The sequence below is a fragment of the Pseudomonas sp. KBS0710 genome (assembly GCF_005938045.2).
In the GTDB taxonomy this organism is placed as follows: domain Bacteria; phylum Pseudomonadota; class Gammaproteobacteria; order Pseudomonadales; family Pseudomonadaceae; genus Aquipseudomonas.
In genome coordinates, this window is record NZ_VCCF02000001.1 from 2109073 (window position 1) to 2124626 (window position 15554).

General features: G+C 62.1%; 14 protein-coding genes. 5 read left to right on the forward strand and 9 right to left on the reverse strand.

The features are described 5' to 3' along the window. Positions 1-97: 97 nt before the first annotated feature. From FFI16_RS09840 to FFI16_RS09855, 4 genes are all read left to right on the forward strand, one after another. A complete protein-coding gene (locus tag FFI16_RS09840; protein WP_371923620.1) occupies positions 98-1357 on the forward strand; it encodes a sugar ABC transporter substrate-binding protein in 1260 nt (419 codons plus the stop codon). Positions 1358-1370: 13 nt separating this feature from the next. Further along, complete coding sequence (locus tag FFI16_RS09845; RefSeq protein ID WP_138815116.1) at positions 1371-2144, forward strand: L-iditol 2-dehydrogenase; 774 nt, start codon at positions 1371-1373, stop codon at positions 2142-2144. 237 nt (positions 2145-2381) lie between these two features. Then, positions 2382-3029, forward strand: coding sequence for a nicotinamidase (locus FFI16_RS09850; RefSeq protein WP_138815117.1), 648 nt, complete (start codon positions 2382-2384; stop codon positions 3027-3029). 173 nt (positions 3030-3202) lie between these two features. After that, positions 3203-3613 carry a hypothetical protein gene (locus FFI16_RS09855; RefSeq protein WP_138815118.1) on the forward strand — a complete coding sequence of 137 codons (411 nt, stop codon included), beginning with the start codon at positions 3203-3205 and terminating at the stop codon, positions 3611-3613. Positions 3614-3652: 39 nt separating this feature from the next. On the opposite strand, the gene FFI16_RS09860 is transcribed toward FFI16_RS09855, so the two are convergent. The 7 genes from FFI16_RS09860 to FFI16_RS09890 are packed head-to-tail and all read right to left on the reverse strand — an operon-like array spanning position 3653 to position 10092. After that, a complete protein-coding gene (locus tag FFI16_RS09860; RefSeq protein ID WP_138815119.1) occupies positions 3653-4684 on the reverse strand; it encodes an ABC transporter substrate-binding protein in 1032 nt (343 codons plus the stop codon). A 14-nt stretch (positions 4685-4698) separates the two neighbouring features. Then, on the reverse strand, positions 4699-5796 hold the full coding sequence (locus FFI16_RS09865; RefSeq protein ID WP_138815120.1) for an FAD-binding oxidoreductase: 1098 nt from the start codon (positions 5794-5796) through the stop codon (positions 4699-4701). Next, positions 5793-7136, reverse strand: a complete 1344-nt coding sequence (locus FFI16_RS09870; RefSeq protein WP_138815121.1) for an NAD(P)/FAD-dependent oxidoreductase — start codon at positions 7134-7136, stop codon at positions 5793-5795. Before FFI16_RS09870 ends, FFI16_RS09865 begins: the two co-directional genes overlap by 4 nt. Continuing rightward, positions 7133-7423, reverse strand: a complete 291-nt coding sequence (locus FFI16_RS09875; RefSeq protein WP_138815122.1) for a (2Fe-2S)-binding protein — start codon at positions 7421-7423, stop codon at positions 7133-7135. Before FFI16_RS09875 ends, FFI16_RS09870 begins: the two co-directional genes overlap by 4 nt. Then, positions 7423-8217, reverse strand: coding sequence for an ABC transporter permease (locus tag FFI16_RS09880; RefSeq protein WP_138815123.1), 795 nt, complete (start codon positions 8215-8217; stop codon positions 7423-7425). Before FFI16_RS09880 ends, FFI16_RS09875 begins: the two co-directional genes overlap by 1 nt. A gap of 4 nt (positions 8218-8221) precedes the next feature. After that, entirely contained in the window at positions 8222-9067 is an 846-nt protein-coding gene (locus FFI16_RS09885; protein ID WP_138815124.1) for an ABC transporter permease, read from the reverse strand. Then, positions 9064-10092, reverse strand: coding sequence for an ABC transporter ATP-binding protein (locus FFI16_RS09890; RefSeq protein WP_138815125.1), 1029 nt, complete (start codon positions 10090-10092; stop codon positions 9064-9066). Before FFI16_RS09890 ends, FFI16_RS09885 begins: the two co-directional genes overlap by 4 nt. 238 nt (positions 10093-10330) lie before the next feature. Here FFI16_RS09890 and FFI16_RS09895 point away from each other — a divergent pair, with 238 nt between their 5' ends. Continuing rightward, positions 10331-11161 carry an IclR family transcriptional regulator gene (locus FFI16_RS09895; protein WP_138815126.1) on the forward strand — a complete coding sequence of 277 codons (831 nt, stop codon included), beginning with the start codon at positions 10331-10333 and terminating at the stop codon, positions 11159-11161. 134 nt (positions 11162-11295) lie between these two features. Here the strand turns inward: FFI16_RS09895 and FFI16_RS09900 are convergent, their stop codons facing one another. Continuing rightward, complete coding sequence (locus FFI16_RS09900) at positions 11296-11961, reverse strand: response regulator (RefSeq protein ID WP_138815127.1); 666 nt, start codon at positions 11959-11961, stop codon at positions 11296-11298. Continuing rightward, the gene (locus FFI16_RS09905; protein WP_138815128.1) at positions 11936-15319 is read right to left on the reverse strand and encodes an ATP-binding protein; all 3384 of its coding nucleotides are present in this window, start codon (positions 15317-15319) and stop codon (positions 11936-11938) included. Before FFI16_RS09905 ends, FFI16_RS09900 begins: the two co-directional genes overlap by 26 nt. Between the last annotated feature and the right edge of the window lie 235 nt (positions 15320-15554).

Below are 15554 nucleotides of genomic sequence, written 5' to 3' on the forward strand. Positions count from 1 at the left end.
TGCTGTAATCGGTGCTCAACAACAAAAACAACAGGTGGATACCGCCATGCTCAAGCTTCCACACGCGCTGTTCCTGCTGACTGGCCTGGCGCTGGCCATGCCCAGCTACGCCGCCGACACAGTGACCATCGCCACGGTCAATAACAGCGATATGATCCGCATGCAGCGTCTGTCCAAGGTGTTCGAGCAGCAGCATCCGGACATCAAGCTCAATTGGGTGGTGCTCGAAGAAAACGTGCTGCGCCAACGCCTCACCACCGATATCGCCACCCAGGGCGGGCAGTTCGATGTGCTGACCATCGGCACCTACGAGACGCCATTGTGGGGCGCCAAACACTGGCTGGAACCGCTGACCGAATTGCCGGCCGACTACGATGCCGAGGATATTTTCCCTTCGGTGCGCCAGGGTTTGTCGGTCAACAACACCCTGTACGCGCTGCCGTTTTATGGCGAAAGCACTGTCACCTACTACCGCACTGATCTGTTTAAACAAGCCGGCCTGAGCATGCCCGCACACCCGACCTGGACCCAGCTCGGTGAGTTCGCGGCCAAACTGACGGTAAAAGACAAAGACCAATACGGTATGTGCCTACGTGGCAAAGCCGGTTGGGGCGAGAACATCGCCTTGTTGAGCACCATGGCCAACGCGTTTGGCGCACGCTGGTTCGATCCACAGTGGAAGCCGCAACTGACCAGCCCCGAGTGGACAGCCGCTGCCAACTATTACGTCAACACCCTGAAAAACTACGGCCCGCCGGGCGTCTCCAGCAACGGCTTCAACGAAACCCTGGCGCTGTTCAACAGCGGCAAGTGCGCTATCTGGGTGGATGCCAGCGTCGCCGGCTCGTTCACCACCGACAAAACCCAGAGCAAAGTGGCCGACAGTGTAGGGTTTGCCGCTGCCCCCACCGAAGTCACCGACAAAGGCTCCTCCTGGCTCTATGCCTGGTCCCTGGCCATCCCCGCCACGTCCAAACACAAGGACGCCGCCAAGGCCTTTATCAGTTGGGCAACTTCCAAGGACTACATCCAATTGGTCGCTGATAAAGAAGGCATCACCAACGTACCGCCGGGCACCCGCCAGTCCACCTACAGCGAGGCTTACCTGAAAGCCGCGCCGTTTGCCCAGGTGACGCTGGAGATGATGAAGCACGCCGACCCTGCGCACCCATCGGCCCAGCCAGTGCCGTATGTGGGCATCCAGTATGTGACCATCCCGGAATTCCAGGCCATCGGTACGTCAGTGGGCAAGCTGTTCTCGGCGGCGCTCACCGGCGGCATGACGGTTGACCAGGCCCTGCTTGAAGCACAGTCCACCACCGAGCGCGAAATGAAACGCGCCGGTTACCCTAAGTAAACAGGACTTCTTTATGAACCGACTCGAAGGTAAAAGCGCGCTGATCACCGGATCGGCGCGCGGTATCGGCCGCGCCTTTGCCCAGGCTTACATTGCCGAGGGCGCAACGGTTGCCATTGCTGATATCAACCTGCAACGCGCCCAGGCCACAGCGGCCGAGCTGGGCCCACAGGCTTACGCGGTAGCGATGGACGTCACCGACCAAGCCTCCATCGACGCTGCGATTGCCGCCGTGGTAGCCCAGGTCGGCAAGCTCGATATCCTGATCAACAACGCCGCGCTGTTCGACTTGGCGCCCATCGTCGATATCAGCCGTGACAGCTTTGAGCGGCTGTTCTCGATCAACGTCGCCGGCACGCTGTTCACCTTGCAGGCGGCGGCCAAGCAGATGATCAGCCAGGGCCACGGCGGCAAGATCATCAACATGGCCAGTCAGGCCGGGCGGCGCGGCGAGCCGCTGGTGGCGGTGTATTGCGCGACCAAGGCGGCAGTGATCAGCCTTACGCAGTCGGCGGGCTTGAACCTGATCAAGCAAGGCATCAACGTCAATGCCATCGCGCCGGGTGTGGTCGACGGCGAGCATTGGGATGGCGTGGATGCGCTGTTTGCCAAGCATGAAGGGCTGGCGCCTGGCGAGAAGAAGCAACGGGTTGGCGCCGAAGTGCCGTTCGGGCGCATGGGCACGGCCGAGGATTTGACCGGCATGGCGATTTTTTTGGCCTCCAAAGATGCCGATTACATCGTGGCCCAGACCTACAACGTCGACGGCGGCAACTGGATGAACTAGATCCGTACATCAATCAAAAATGTGGGAGCGGGCTTGCTCGCGAAAGCGGTGTGTCAGTCAATGCATTCAGCAACTGATACACCGCATTCGCGAGCAAGCCCGCTCCCACATTGGATCTCCATAAGGCTTGAATGCGAGGTCAGTCAGCAATGCTGTGCTCAAAAAAGTAAACAAAGTGTTTGTGGAGGTAGCAGTCCCTCATGTCTACTTTTACCTGCACCACACAGGAGTGCCGCCATGCCCCTTCCGAAAACCACCTTAGCCTCATTCGACGTCGACCCTCAAAAGAGTTTCACGCCGTTGTGCCCCAATGAACTGCCGGTGGCTGGCGGTGACCAGATCGGTGCCGAACTCAACTATATGGCCAGTCTTGCCGCTTACCGTATCGGCAGCAAAGACGCGCATACCCCGCACGCCCCGTGGGTGGTCACGCAACCCGGCGACATGCTGAAACCCACCGGCCTTGAGCATGCCGACCTTACCTGGCTCAGCCATTGTGTGCCGGGCACTGAAGGCTTCACCTTGCTCGACGAATTACCCACCCCGTATGACTACGACTACTTCATCTGGAAGGGCGTCGAACCCGACCTGCATCCCTATGGCGCCTGTTACCACGACCTGCACGACAAGCTGTCCACCGGGGTTATCGAGTACCTCAAGGCCCAAGGCGTGCGCCGCGTGATCGTGGGCGGCCTGGCCCTGGACTTCTGCGTCAAGACCACCGCCATGCAATTGCTCAGGGCTGGCCTGGAAGTGATTCTGCACCTGCCGGCGTGCCGAGGCATCAGCGAGGAGGGGGGTGCGGCGGCGGTAACGGACTTGCTGAATGCCGGTGCAGCGATCAGCCGTAGCCGCGAAGAACTCGCTGCGATGGCGGCGCGTTAAGGCACATAGGTATCAGCCAAGATCTGCTTTCCTGTGGGAGCCGATGATTCGCGGCTAGGCCGGTAACGTTGCGCGCAAAAAAACGAGACGCGTCCGACATCACTCATTGGGAGTTACTGATTACTCTCACGCTTTTGCACGAGCGGCCTTGACGGGCCGGGGAGCACTGTAGCGTGAGGGAGTCAACTGCAAACCGTTTTGCCCGGTGCCTGCCTGAATTTATGCTTATGGTCGGTGTGAGCCTGCTTTCAGGCGCAGCCGCCACCTTCCTGGCAAGCACCACCTATTTGCGCCGCCTTGGCCCGGCGATGCAAACCGGATGTAGCGTTGCTCTGTTGCTGGGCTTGATGATTTTTTCTGGCCTTGGCCATTGGATGCTGGCACGCGGGCGCGTTGCTTCCACTGGATGGCAGACGGGCTATTTTGCCCTGTGCTTGATAGTGGTGACTCCGACCATTCAATACCGGCCCCACGCGCTGGCTTACCTGTTGGGGGTTGCGTTGCCACTGCTGGGAATACTTCTGTTAAACACTTACCGCTATCACGACATGCGACTGAAATTGGCAAACATTCACTGCCAGTAGCTCCCGCGCCGTCACGCGGGAGCATGCCACGCCTACCCGCTAGCGCTCGATCGAGCGACTCCACCGCGCATTCCACTCCGGCCGCGCCTGATTCACCTGGTCCCAATCAATCGAAATCGCTGTTTGCAAGTACCCCTGCATCGCCTCCACCCGCGCGCGGGTTTTGTCGGTGGTCGGCGTGGTCGGGTTCGAGGGTATCTGGTCACCTTCTTCCAGCGCGGGTGCCTGGGCCTCGGCGGTCAGCAGGTAGGCCGCAAGTTTCTGCGCCAGTTCCGGCTGGTCGTTACGCGCAATCACGCATTCGGCCACATTGAGCACTACCGCACCCTCTTTGGGCTGTGCGTATTCCATCGGGATGCCAAGCAATTTTTGCGTAGTGACCTGGGTTGGGGTGAGTGGGAAGATCGCCGCTTCGTCGGTCTGCACCATCTCGGAGATCTTCGCGGAGCTGGCGATGTATTCCAGCACGTTAGGGCCGATGGTTTTCGGCCAGGCCTTGAAGCCCGGCTCCACGTTGGTTTCGGAGCCGCCCTGGATGCGGTTGAACATCAAGAAGCCGTGCAGGCCGAAGGTGGAGGAGGCCAGCGACTGGAACACCACTTTGTCTTTGAATCGCGGATCGGCCAGGTCCATCCATGAGGTGGGCGCGGCCCAGCCTTTTTCCTTGAACATTTTGGCGTTGTAGCCCAGGCCCGTGACGCCCAGGGTCACGGCGACGGCTTCGTCCTTGATCTTCGCCTTGGCCGGGATCTGGTCCAGGGTCGGGTTGGGTGTGAGTTTGTCGCACAGGCCCATGGAAATGGCGCGGTACATGATGCCGTCGTCGAGGAACATCACGTGCATCTGTGGGTTGTCTTTATTGGCCTGGACCTTGGCGAGTATGTCCGACGAGGTGCCGGGCACGATCACCACCTTGACGTTATTGGCCTTCTCGAACGCGGGCAGCACCTTGTCGGCGTACACCCGTTCCATGGTGCCGCCGTTCATGCCAAGGTACAGCGTCGGTGCGGCATGGGCGGTGGCGGTGAGCAAGACGAGGGGCAAGCAGGACAGCGCGATACGTGGGTTCATGGATGTTTTTCCTCTCAGGCTTGGAAACGACGAATGGAAAACGCTTCGATGGGTTGGCGGCTGGCGCCTGTGCAGACGAGCTCTGCCAGGGCTTCACCGACGGCGGGGCCGAGCTGGAACCCGGCGCCGGCAAAGCCGAAACCGTGGAGCAGGCCAGGTTGGGTGCTGCTGGGGCCGATCACCGGTTCATGATCGGGTAAGTAACCTTCGGTGCCGCTCCAGGTACGAATCGCCTGGGCTCCCTTGAGAAACGGGTACAGCTCGCCGGCATTGCGCAGAATCTCCAATACCGCCGCTTGCCCGGGGCGCGCCGTCAGCGGGCCAAGGGCAAAACCACGGCCGCCGCCGAGGATGCAGTTGCCACGGGCGACTTGGCGCGCATAAATCCCGCCGCCTTCAACGCCGGTGCTCACGTTCATCACTACCGGCAACGGCTCGGTCACCAGCATCGCCGGGTGCGCCGCGGTGATTGGCACCGGCTCGCCGAATTGCGCGGCGAGCGTGCCGGCCCAGGCGCCGGCGCAGTTCAGCAACCACGGCGCTTGCAGGTGCAGGCCATTGGCGCAGCGCACCTGGAAGCACTGGCCGTCATGTTCGATCTGAGTCACTTCGGCCTGCTCGTGCACCGCCGCGCCAAAGCGCTGCGCCGCACGGGCGAAGGCGGGCGACACCAGACGCGGGTTGGCATGCCCGTCCTCCGGGCACAGCGAGGCGCCCACCGCGATGTCGCCCACCCACGGGAAGCGCGCGCGCAGCTCGGTGTAGTCCAGTAGCTGCAAGCCCAGGCCAAAACCACGGGTCTGTTCGGCATAGGCTTGCAGCGCGGCGAAATCCGCATGGCTGCGCGCCAGTTTCAAATGCCCGGAGCGCACGTACTCGCCGTCGATGCCGATCAACCCCGGCAAGTCGGCCCACAGCTCATGGGCGCGTTGTGAGAGGGGCAGTTGATGCAAGGGGCGGCCTTGGCGGCGCACACCGCCGTAATTCACGCCGCTGGAGTGCGAGCCACAAAAGTCCCGCTCCACCAAGGCCACATGCTGGCCTTTCTGCGCGAGCATCAAGGCTGCCGAGGCGCCGACGATGCCGCCGCCCAACACGATTACGTCGATCATGGCCGCACCTGCACGCCAAACGGCAGCGGTTTGATCGGTGCCTGGCCACGCAAACGGCCGACATTTTCAATCGCGCGACCACTGCGCTCGGCCACAATCTCTGCTGCCGCCAGCCCGCACATGCGGCCCTGGCAGCGGCCCATGCCGACGCGGCAATGGGCTTTGACCCGGTTGATTTCCCAGTGGCCTTCATCGACGACGGCGCGCACGTCGCCAACGCTGACTTCTTCGCAGCGGCACAGGATTAACTCATCCGGCGCCTGTGCGGCCCATTGCTCAGGGAACGGGAATGCGGTTTCCAGGCCATGGCGAAAGCGCAGGATGCCCGCCAGTTGCTGCTCAAGCACCGCAGCGCGAAGCGGATCAATGGCGATGCCTGAATCTTCCAGTACCGCCAACGCTGCACGTTCACCGGCCATCTGCGCGGCATCGGCGCCCATGATCCCGGCACCATCGCCGGCCAGGTACACGCTGCTTACGCTGCTACGCCCGGCATTGTCGCGCTGTGGCAGCCATGCGCGGTTCAGAGGGTTCCAGGCAAATTCACAGCCGAGCAAATCCGCCAGTTGCGTCTCGCTGCGCAGCGCATGGGCGAACGCCACGGCATCGCATTCCAATACGTGCTTGCCCCAGCGGATGCCACGCACCCGTTGCTCGCCGTCGATCTGCTGGAGCGTCGCGCCCTGATGCACAGGAACCCCATGGGCGGTGAGCCAGGCACGGTAATAAATGCCTTTGGCCAAGGTTACCGGTTGCCCCAGCAGCGCCGGCAAAGCACGGCACTGGGCATTGAACGGCGCGCTGTCGAGCACCGCCACCACCTTGGCCCCGGCCTTGGCGTATTGATAGGCGACCAGATACAGCAACGGCCCGCTGCCACACAACGCCACGCGCTCACCAATGGCACAACCCTGATATTTCAACGCGATTTGCGCAGCGCCAAGGCTATAGACACCGGGCAAGGTCCAGCCCGGCACTGGCAGAATGCGGTCGGTGGCGCCGGTGGCGACGATAATCTGCGCGTACTCCACGCTGTCGGCGTGGCCGTTACTCAACATATCCAGGCGACCGTCCTCGGCGTTCCACACCAGGGTTTCGGGCCGGTAGTCGATCAGCGGCGCCAACTCATCCAGTGTGCGGTGTACCGCCGTCGCCTTGCCCGCCTCAAAGCCATACAGCTGCTTGGCCGAGCGCTGAAAATTAGCCGGTTGGCGGCGATAAATCTGCCCGCCGCCGCGTAGGCTTTCATCCACCAGGCAAGGCTTGACGCCATGGTTGAGCAAGGTGCGCGCCGCGCTAATGCCTGCCGGGCCTGCGCCCACAATCACGATGGGTTTCATACCTGACGCCCCGGATCGCGGCTGATCGCCTGGCCCTCTTGCAGCAGCGTCGAGCAGGCACGCACACGGCGGCCATCCTCAAGCCGCACCCAGCAGTCCTGGCACGCGCCCATCAGGCAGAAACCGGCGCGGCGTTCGGCGCTGAAATCGCTGCCGCGCAGGTGCTCGGCGCCGGTCAATATGGCGGTGAGCAACGTGTCGCCCAGCAAGCCGCTGGCGGGTTGCCCGTCGAGAGTGAAGGCCAGGGTGGGGCGGCGGGTTTCGGCCAGGCGTTTGAACAAGGCCATCAATGTTTCCCCACCAGTACGCGGTCCAGGCCATACACCCGGTCGAGCAGGATCATGGTGGCTGCAGTGAGTGCAATGACCAGCGCCGACAGCGCCGCCATCATCGGGTCGATGGACTCGGTGGCGTACACGTACATGCGCACCGGCAGGGTTTGCGTGGCTGGCGAGCTGACAAAAATAGACAGTGTCACTTCATCGAAACTGTTGATGAACGCCAGCAACCAGCCGCCGGCCACACCCGGCAGAATCATCGGCAAGGTGATTTGACGGAACAGGGTGAAACGCCCGGCACCGAGGGATTCGGCGGCTTGCTCGGCACTGCGATCAATACCGATGGCCGCTGCCAACACCAGGCGCAGCACATACGGCGTGATGATCACCACGTGCGCCAGCATCAGCCAGGTGAAGCTGCCGTTGACGCCCATCAGCGCAAACAGACGCAGCATCGCCACGCCCAGCACCAGGTGCGGGATGATGATGGGCGAGAGGAACAACGCGCTGAAAAAGTTGCGCCCCGGGAACTGATAACGGCTGATCGCCAAGGCGGCGGGCACTGCGATCAGGGTCGCCAGGGTGGCAGCGGTAAACGCCAGGATCAGGCTGTTGTAGAACGCCTGGATAAAGTCGGCACGCTCGAACACTGCGCGAAACCAGCGCAGAGAAAAGCCCGAAGTGGGCAGGCTCAAGGTGTTTTCCGGAGTGAAGGCCACGAGGCACACCACCACCAGCGGCGCCATCATGAACAGCACCACCAAACCATGAAAACCGAGGGCCAAAGGACCGTTTCTGGACATGCGCTTAAACCCCCAGGGACTTTTTGTAGCGGCCTTCGACCATGCGGTTCCAGCTCAGCATGATCAGCAAATTGACCAACAGCAGCACCACCGCAATGGTCGCGCCCATGGGCCAGTTGAGTTCCGAGAGGTACTGGTCGTAGACCACGGTGGCGACCATTTTCAGGCGCCGCCCACCCAGCAGGCCGGGGATCGCAAACGAACTGGCAGCCAGGCCGAACACGATCAAGGTGCCGGACAGCACGCCGGGCATTACTTGCGGCAATACGATCTTGCGCATCACCGTGGCCTGGCTGGCGCCCAGCGACAACGCCGCCTGTTCCGCCGACGGGTCGAGCTTTTGCAGCGAGGTCCACACCGGGATGATCATGAACGGCAGCATCACGTGCACCAGGGCGATCACCACGGCGAACGGCGTGTACAGCAGCTTCACCGGGCGCCCGCCGAGGAATTGGATGACTTGGTTGACCAGCCCATCAGCGCCGAGCAACAAGCTCCAGCCGAAGGCGCGCACCACCACCGAGATCAGCAGCGGTGTGAGGATCACAATCAAAAAGATCGAGCGCCACGGCGTGCCCATACGGCTGAGGATGTAGGCTTCGGGTACGCCGATCACCACGCACAGCAGGGTCACCAAGGCACTGATCCAGAAGGTGCGCCAGAAGATCTCGTAGAAGTACGCATCGCTGAACAGCGACAGGTAATGGGCGAAGGTCCACTCATCGGCCTTCACGCCCACCTGGTAGTCGAACACGTTGAACGACAGCACCAGGGTCATGAACAGCGGCAGGATCAGCAGGCCGCTGAACAGCAGCAGCGCCGGCAACGACAACAGATAACCGCGGCTCATGTGCGCACCTCATCCGCCGCCAGTACGCGCAGCAGTTCAGCGTGCCAGTCCAGGCCCACCGCCGCGCCGCAACCGAGCGGCGCGCTGCCGTCGTTGCTGCGTACCACGGTGATTTCGCCCAGAGGCGTCTGGATGCGGTAGAGCCATTGGCTGCCGAAAAAGTAGCTGTCGAGGACCTTGCCTTGCAGGCGGCCTGAGCCGGCATCCACCAGCTGGATTTTTTCCGGGCGCAGGCTCAATACCAGTTCGCCGTCGCCGCCGGTATGACGCACTTGCGCAGTGCCGAATTCGTCATAGTCACCCGCCAGCAGATTGGCCTTGCCGACAAAGTCCGAGATAAACCGCGTACGTGGGTGTTCGTAAAGTTTGTATGGCGCGTCGATCTGGGTCACGCGCCCGGCCTCCATCACCACCACGCGGTCGCTGATCGACAGGGCTTCGGCTTGATCGTGGGTGACCATCAAGGTGGTGATGCCCACGGCGCACTGGATGCGGCGGATTTCAAACTGCATTTCTTCACGCAGGTTGGCATCGAGGTTGGACAGTGGCTCATCCAGCAGCAGCACGGGCGGCTCGATCACCAGCGCACGCGCCAGGGCCACACGTTGGCGCTGGCCGCCGGACAATTCACGCGGGTAGCGTTCGGCGTGTGGGGCCAGGCGCACCAGTTCCAACACGGTTTTGACTTTGCTGGCGATCTCGGCGGCCGGCACTTTGCGCATCTTCAGGCCGAAGGCGACGTTGTCGCGCACGCTCATGTGCGGGAACAGCGCGTAGCTCTGGAACACCACGCCCAAGCCACGGCTGGCAGGTTTGGCGTGGGTGATGTCGCGGCCGTCGAGCAGGATCTGCCCGCCGCTCACGTCGACAAAGCCGGCGATCATTTGCAGGGTGGTGGTCTTGCCGCAGCCCGAAGGGCCGAGCAGGGAAACGAACTCGCCTTTTTCCACTGCAAGGTCGGTGGCGACCACAGCGTCGACGGCGCCGTAGCGTTTGCTCAAGGCGTTGAGTTGGAGAAAAGCCATGTCTGCGTTCCACCTTTTTTGAGTCGCGTCGAAACGCGCTTTTTTGTTTTGGGCAGATGCGAAAAGTTGCGGGTGCGTTGGCGCTCGATCTCAAGTCGGCTGCCAGTTGTTGTTCATTTCGCCCCTGTGGACGCAGATTAGGACGAAGACTAGGATGGGCGGAAGATGGAATTTCACTCAACGGACTATTATTTTCAGATTTATTCATTCACCAGAATTAATACCGAGATTACGTGTTATGGATTCCACTGAGCGGAACGAAAGCGGTAAGGAAGTTGGCGCGGGGAGCGTCTCTCGTCTGTTTGCGTTATTGCGCACCTTGGGCGAAGTGCCCGAAGGCGGCGAGCGCGTGACCCAGCTCGCGCAGCAAGTCGGCCTGTCGCAGCCCACTACGCACCGCCTGCTGCGCAGCCTGATGGACGAAGGCATGGTCGAGCAGGATGCGCGCAGCAAGCGCTACCGCCTGAGCCTGGAGTTCTTTGCCCTGGCGGCCAACGCGGGCAAGACCGGCAACCTGCGTGACCTGGTGCGCCCGAGCATGTTGCGCCTGAGTGCGTCATTGGGTGATTCACTGTTTTTGCTGGCGCGCAGCGGCTTTGATGCGATCTGCCTGGACCGCAGCGAAGGGCCGTATCCGATTCGCACCTTCACGGGCGATATCGGCGGGCGTGTGGCGCTTGGCGTGGGGCAGGGCAGCCTGGCGATTCTGGCGTTCTTGCCGGAGGAAGAGCGTGAGACGGTGATTCGCTACAACCTGCCACGCCTCAAGGATTTTCACCTGTACGACGAAGTACTGCTGCGCTCCGAGGTTGAGAATGTGCGACGCCTGGGTTATGCCGCGCGCAATACCGGCGTGCTCGAAGGCATGGCCGGGTTGGCGGTGCCGATTCTGAATCGGGATGGGCATGCGGTAGCGGCGCTGAGTGTGGCGACCATCAGTGACCGCTTGGGGCCGAGCCGGTTGCCGATGGTGGTGGAGTTGCTCAAGCGCGAAGCGGCGGCGATCGGGCCACGGATCAACCCGTTTGATCCGACGTTGCGGCGGCCGTCGCAGACCTTTGGTGGCTAGCTCATCTGAACCCCATGAAGATCCGCTTTTCTGTGGGAGCTGGCTTGCCTGCGATGCAGACACCTCGGTACATCAGGCACAGCGAGTTGATGCCATCGCAGGCAAGCCAGCTCCCACACAAACCTTTCACCTGCTCAGATCGCAGCTAACGCAACTGAAGTGGCAGCCGTGCGAGTTTCTACGCCGAGCTTCACATACACATGCTCCAGGTGTTTGTTCACGGTGCGCGGGCTCAACCCCAGGATATCGCCAATATCCCGATTGGTTTTCCCACACGCCACCCAGCGCAGTACCTCCACCTCACGCTCGGTCAGCTGAAACCTGGCCGATAAAAGCCTCTGCGCCGGTGCGTCCTCCAGGGTCAACACACTCGGTTGCGTCGCCGCGCGTGCCGACAGCAGGATGCGCGACGTGCGCAAATGCGCCGCCACCCGCGCCAGCACTTCATCGGTCTGGATCGGCTTGGTCACGTAATCACTGCCGCCCACCTCAAAGCCCTGTACCACATGCTTGCTGTCGGTCAGCCCGGTCATGAACACCACCGGGATATCCGCGCTCTCAGGCTGCGCCTTGAGCCGACGGCAGGTTTCGAAGCCGTCCAGGCCAGGCATCATCGCGTCCAGCAGTATCAGGTCGGGGCGCCTGCGTTGCACGCGGTTCAAGGCGCTGAGGCCATCGAGGGCCACCAGCACCATGTAGCCGGCGTCGTCGAGGGCGTCCGAGAGCATGGCGAGGTTGTCCGGGGTGTCGTCGACGATCAGCACCACGCCGGGTTCAGTGCTGCGGGTGGGCGCATTCATCTTCGGCCTCCTTAAGCGTTCGGTTGAGTTCATCCAGGCGGAAACCCTTGAGCAAACCACGCACTTTGCTGATGAAGGGTTCCGCATCCGGGTTGCGTTCCAGGATAGTGTCGAGTTTTTCATGCAGGCCGCGCACATAGCCGATGGCGCTGAGTTCGGCGAGCACGGCAAGGTCTTCGGGGCTGGGCAGCACGCTGTGCCGTGCGGGTGCCGTGAAGGTTTTGGTGCGGCGCAGCCATTGCAGGTCCAGGTGCTGTTGCAGGCTTCCGAGCAGCTCCGGGGTGCGCACCGGTTTGGCCAGGTAGTCATTGCAGGCGGCGGCAATACTGCGTTCACGGTCGTCGGTAAAGGCGTTGGCCGAGATCACGATAATAGGCGCTGTGGACAGCGCATTGCGGCGGATCAAGCGGCTGGTCTCATAGCCATCCAGGGTCGGCATCGACAGGTCCATCAGGATCAGGTCCGGCGCCATTAATGCCACTTGGCGGATCGCATCGTGGCCATTACTTGCCTGGATCACTTCAAAGCCCAAGGGCGTGAGCAGGCCGCTGAGCACTTTGCGATGGTCCACGTGGTCGTCCACCACCAGGATGCGTCGGCGTGCGCCCTGATAACCGACAATGTCATGCTCCACATGCACCACCGCTTGCGGGGCGCGTACCTGGGATAGAAACAGGCGCACCTGGAAGCAGGTGCCCTTGTCCCGTTCGCTGGTCACGCGTAGCTCGCCGCCCATCAGCGCGGTGAGCATGCGCGTGATGGTCAGCCCCAGGCCCACGCCCTTGTCCTGGCGCATCAGGTCGCCGCGTTCGAACGGCTGGAAGATCCGTTCGATCTGCTCCGGGTCAATGCCAATGCCGGTGTCGATGATCTCGAAGTTGGCGGTTTCGCGCATGTAGCTGACCCGCAGGCACACTTCGCCACTGTCGGTGAAGTTCACGGCGTTGCCGAGCAGGTTGATCAGGATTTGCCGCACGCGCTTTTCATCGCCGCGCACTACGGCCGGTATCTTGCCCACGCAATCCAGGCGAAACCCCAGGCCTTTGTCCTGGGCCTGGGGCGTGAACATCTGTTCCAAGTCATGGATCAGCTCGGGGAAGGGGATTTCGGTAAGTTCCAGGCGCAGCTTGCCCGCCTCGATCTTGGCCACATCCAGCAAGCCGTCGATCAACGACACCAAGTGCGAACCGCTGCGCAGGATGGTCGCCAGGGCGTCCTGATGTTGCTCGGGCATGGCCGGGTCGCGCTGCAGAATCTGGGTGAACCCGAGGATGCTGTTGAGCGGCGTGCGCAGCTCGTGGGACAAGCCAGTGACATAGCGGCTCTTGGCGGCGTTGGCGGCTTCCGAGGCTTCCTTGGCCTGTTGCAAAGCCTGATCGGTGAGGCTATGGGCGTCGATTTCCTGCATCAGCAGCAGGGTCTGGCGGTCGGATTCTTCCTGGGCGACGCGGCGGCTTTCGCGGGTCAGCACCACCCACCAGGCGAGCACCGCAGCCAATACCGAAAGGGTCAGGAAGGCCTTGAAGAAGGCTTGGTAAAGGGTTTCCGAATGCGGCAAACCCTGGGCGGCCTGCACATAGATCAACGCCAATGCCCCCGCAAGCATCAGCACCAGCGCCAGCAGCAACCCTAGGTAATGGGCCAGCCGTGTGTGCAGGCGCGGCATCAAGGTGTTGGGCAGCAGCCAGCGCAACAGACCTTCAAACTGGTTGGCCAGCCGCCCATGGGGTTTGCAGCGGTCACCGCAGCGCGCATCCAGCGAGCAGCACAACGAACAGATTGGCGTGCTGTAGGCCGGACAGAACGCCATGTCGGCCGTTTCGAACGGGTTGCTGCACAGGCCGCAGACCGCGTGGGTTGCAGGCGCTACCGGGTGAATCAGGTGCACAGGGCTGGTGCGCGCGATGTAGTACTTGCCGCGCGTCAGCCATGCGAGCAGCGGCGCCATCACCAGCGCCGTGCCCAGTGCCACGAACGGCGGTGCCGCCTCGGCCAGCGCGCCGAACAGGCCGAAGTGGGCGAGGATCGACAGCAGCGACGCGATCAGCATCGAGCCTACGCCCACCGGGTTGATATCGTAGAGGTGCGCGCGTTTGAACTCGATGTGTTTGGGCGAAAGGCCCAGCGGCTTGTTGATCACCAGGTCCGCCACCAGCGTGCCGATCCAGGCAATCGCAATATTGGCGTACAGCCCCAGCACCTGATCGATCACATCGAACACGCCCAGCTCCATCAGCATCAGCGCGATGGCCACGTTGAACACCAGCCACACCACGCGGCCGGGGTGGCTGTGGGTCACGCGGGCGAAGAAGTTCGACCAGGCCAGGGAGCCGGCGTAGGCGTTGGTCAGGTTGATTTTCATCTGCGAGATGAACACGAACAGCACCATGGCAGCGAGTGCCCATTCCGGCGAGCTGAACACGTAGCGGAACGCGACCAGGTACATCTGGGTCGGCTCGGCGGCGCGCTCCATGGGGATTTCATGTTGCAGGGCCAAGAATGCCAGAAACGCGCCAGCGAACATTTTTAACGCGCCGGGGATGATCCAGCCCGGGCCGGCGCAGAGCAGGGCGGCCCACCAGCGCTTGCGGTTGGCGGCGGTTTTTTCCGGCAGGAAGCGCAGGTAGTCGACCTGTTCGCCGATTTGCGTCACCAGTGACAGCGCCACGGTGCAGGCCGCGCAGAACGCCAACAGGTTAAAACTGCCGCCATCGCCGCTGCGCCCTACGAAGCTGGTCCAGTCGCTGAAGGCGTCGGGGTTTTTCCACCACACGAAGCCGTACGGCAGCACCAGCAACAGCAGCCAGATCGGCTGCGTCCACAGTTGCAGGCGGCTGATCAGGGTAACGCCATAGGCCACCAGCGGAATCACCAGCAGCGAACAGATCACGTAGGCGATGGCCAGCGGAATATGGAAATACAGCTCCAGCGCCAGGGCCATGATCGCCGCTTCCAGGGCGAAGAACAGGAAGGTGAAACTGGCGTAGATCAGCGAGGTGATGGTCGAGCCGATATAGCCAAAGCCGGCGCCGCGGGTCAGCAGGTCCATGTCCACGCCGTAGCGTGCCGCGTAATAACTGATGGGCAGGCCGGTGAGGAAGATCACCAGGCTGATGGTCAGGATCGCCCAGAAGGTGTTGGTGAAACCGTAACTCAAGGACAGCACCCCGCCGATCGCTTCCAGCGCCAGGAACGACACCGCGCCCAGGGCCGTGTTGGCAATGCGCAGTTCCGACCATTTGCGAAACGACTTGGGCGTGTAGCGCAGGGCATAGTCTTCCATGGTCTCGTCGGCGACCCAGGTGTTGTAGTCGCGGCGGATCTTGATGATGCGCTGGGTGCCGGAAGGAGGGTGCACGGTGGGAGGCTCCGCAGAAGGGCTGAGGTGAAGTGAGCAAGTTCCATGCCCTGGCAGACGCCGCAGATCCAAATGTGGGAGCGGGCTTGCTCGCGAATGCGGTGGGTCAGCTTGAACATCAGTGACTGATACACCGCATTCGCGAGCAAGCCCGCTCCCACATTGGATCTCTAGTGTTCGAGGGAGCGCGATCCTGCCCTGAAATAGTGCGCAGCGGCATACGTCAAATGACGTA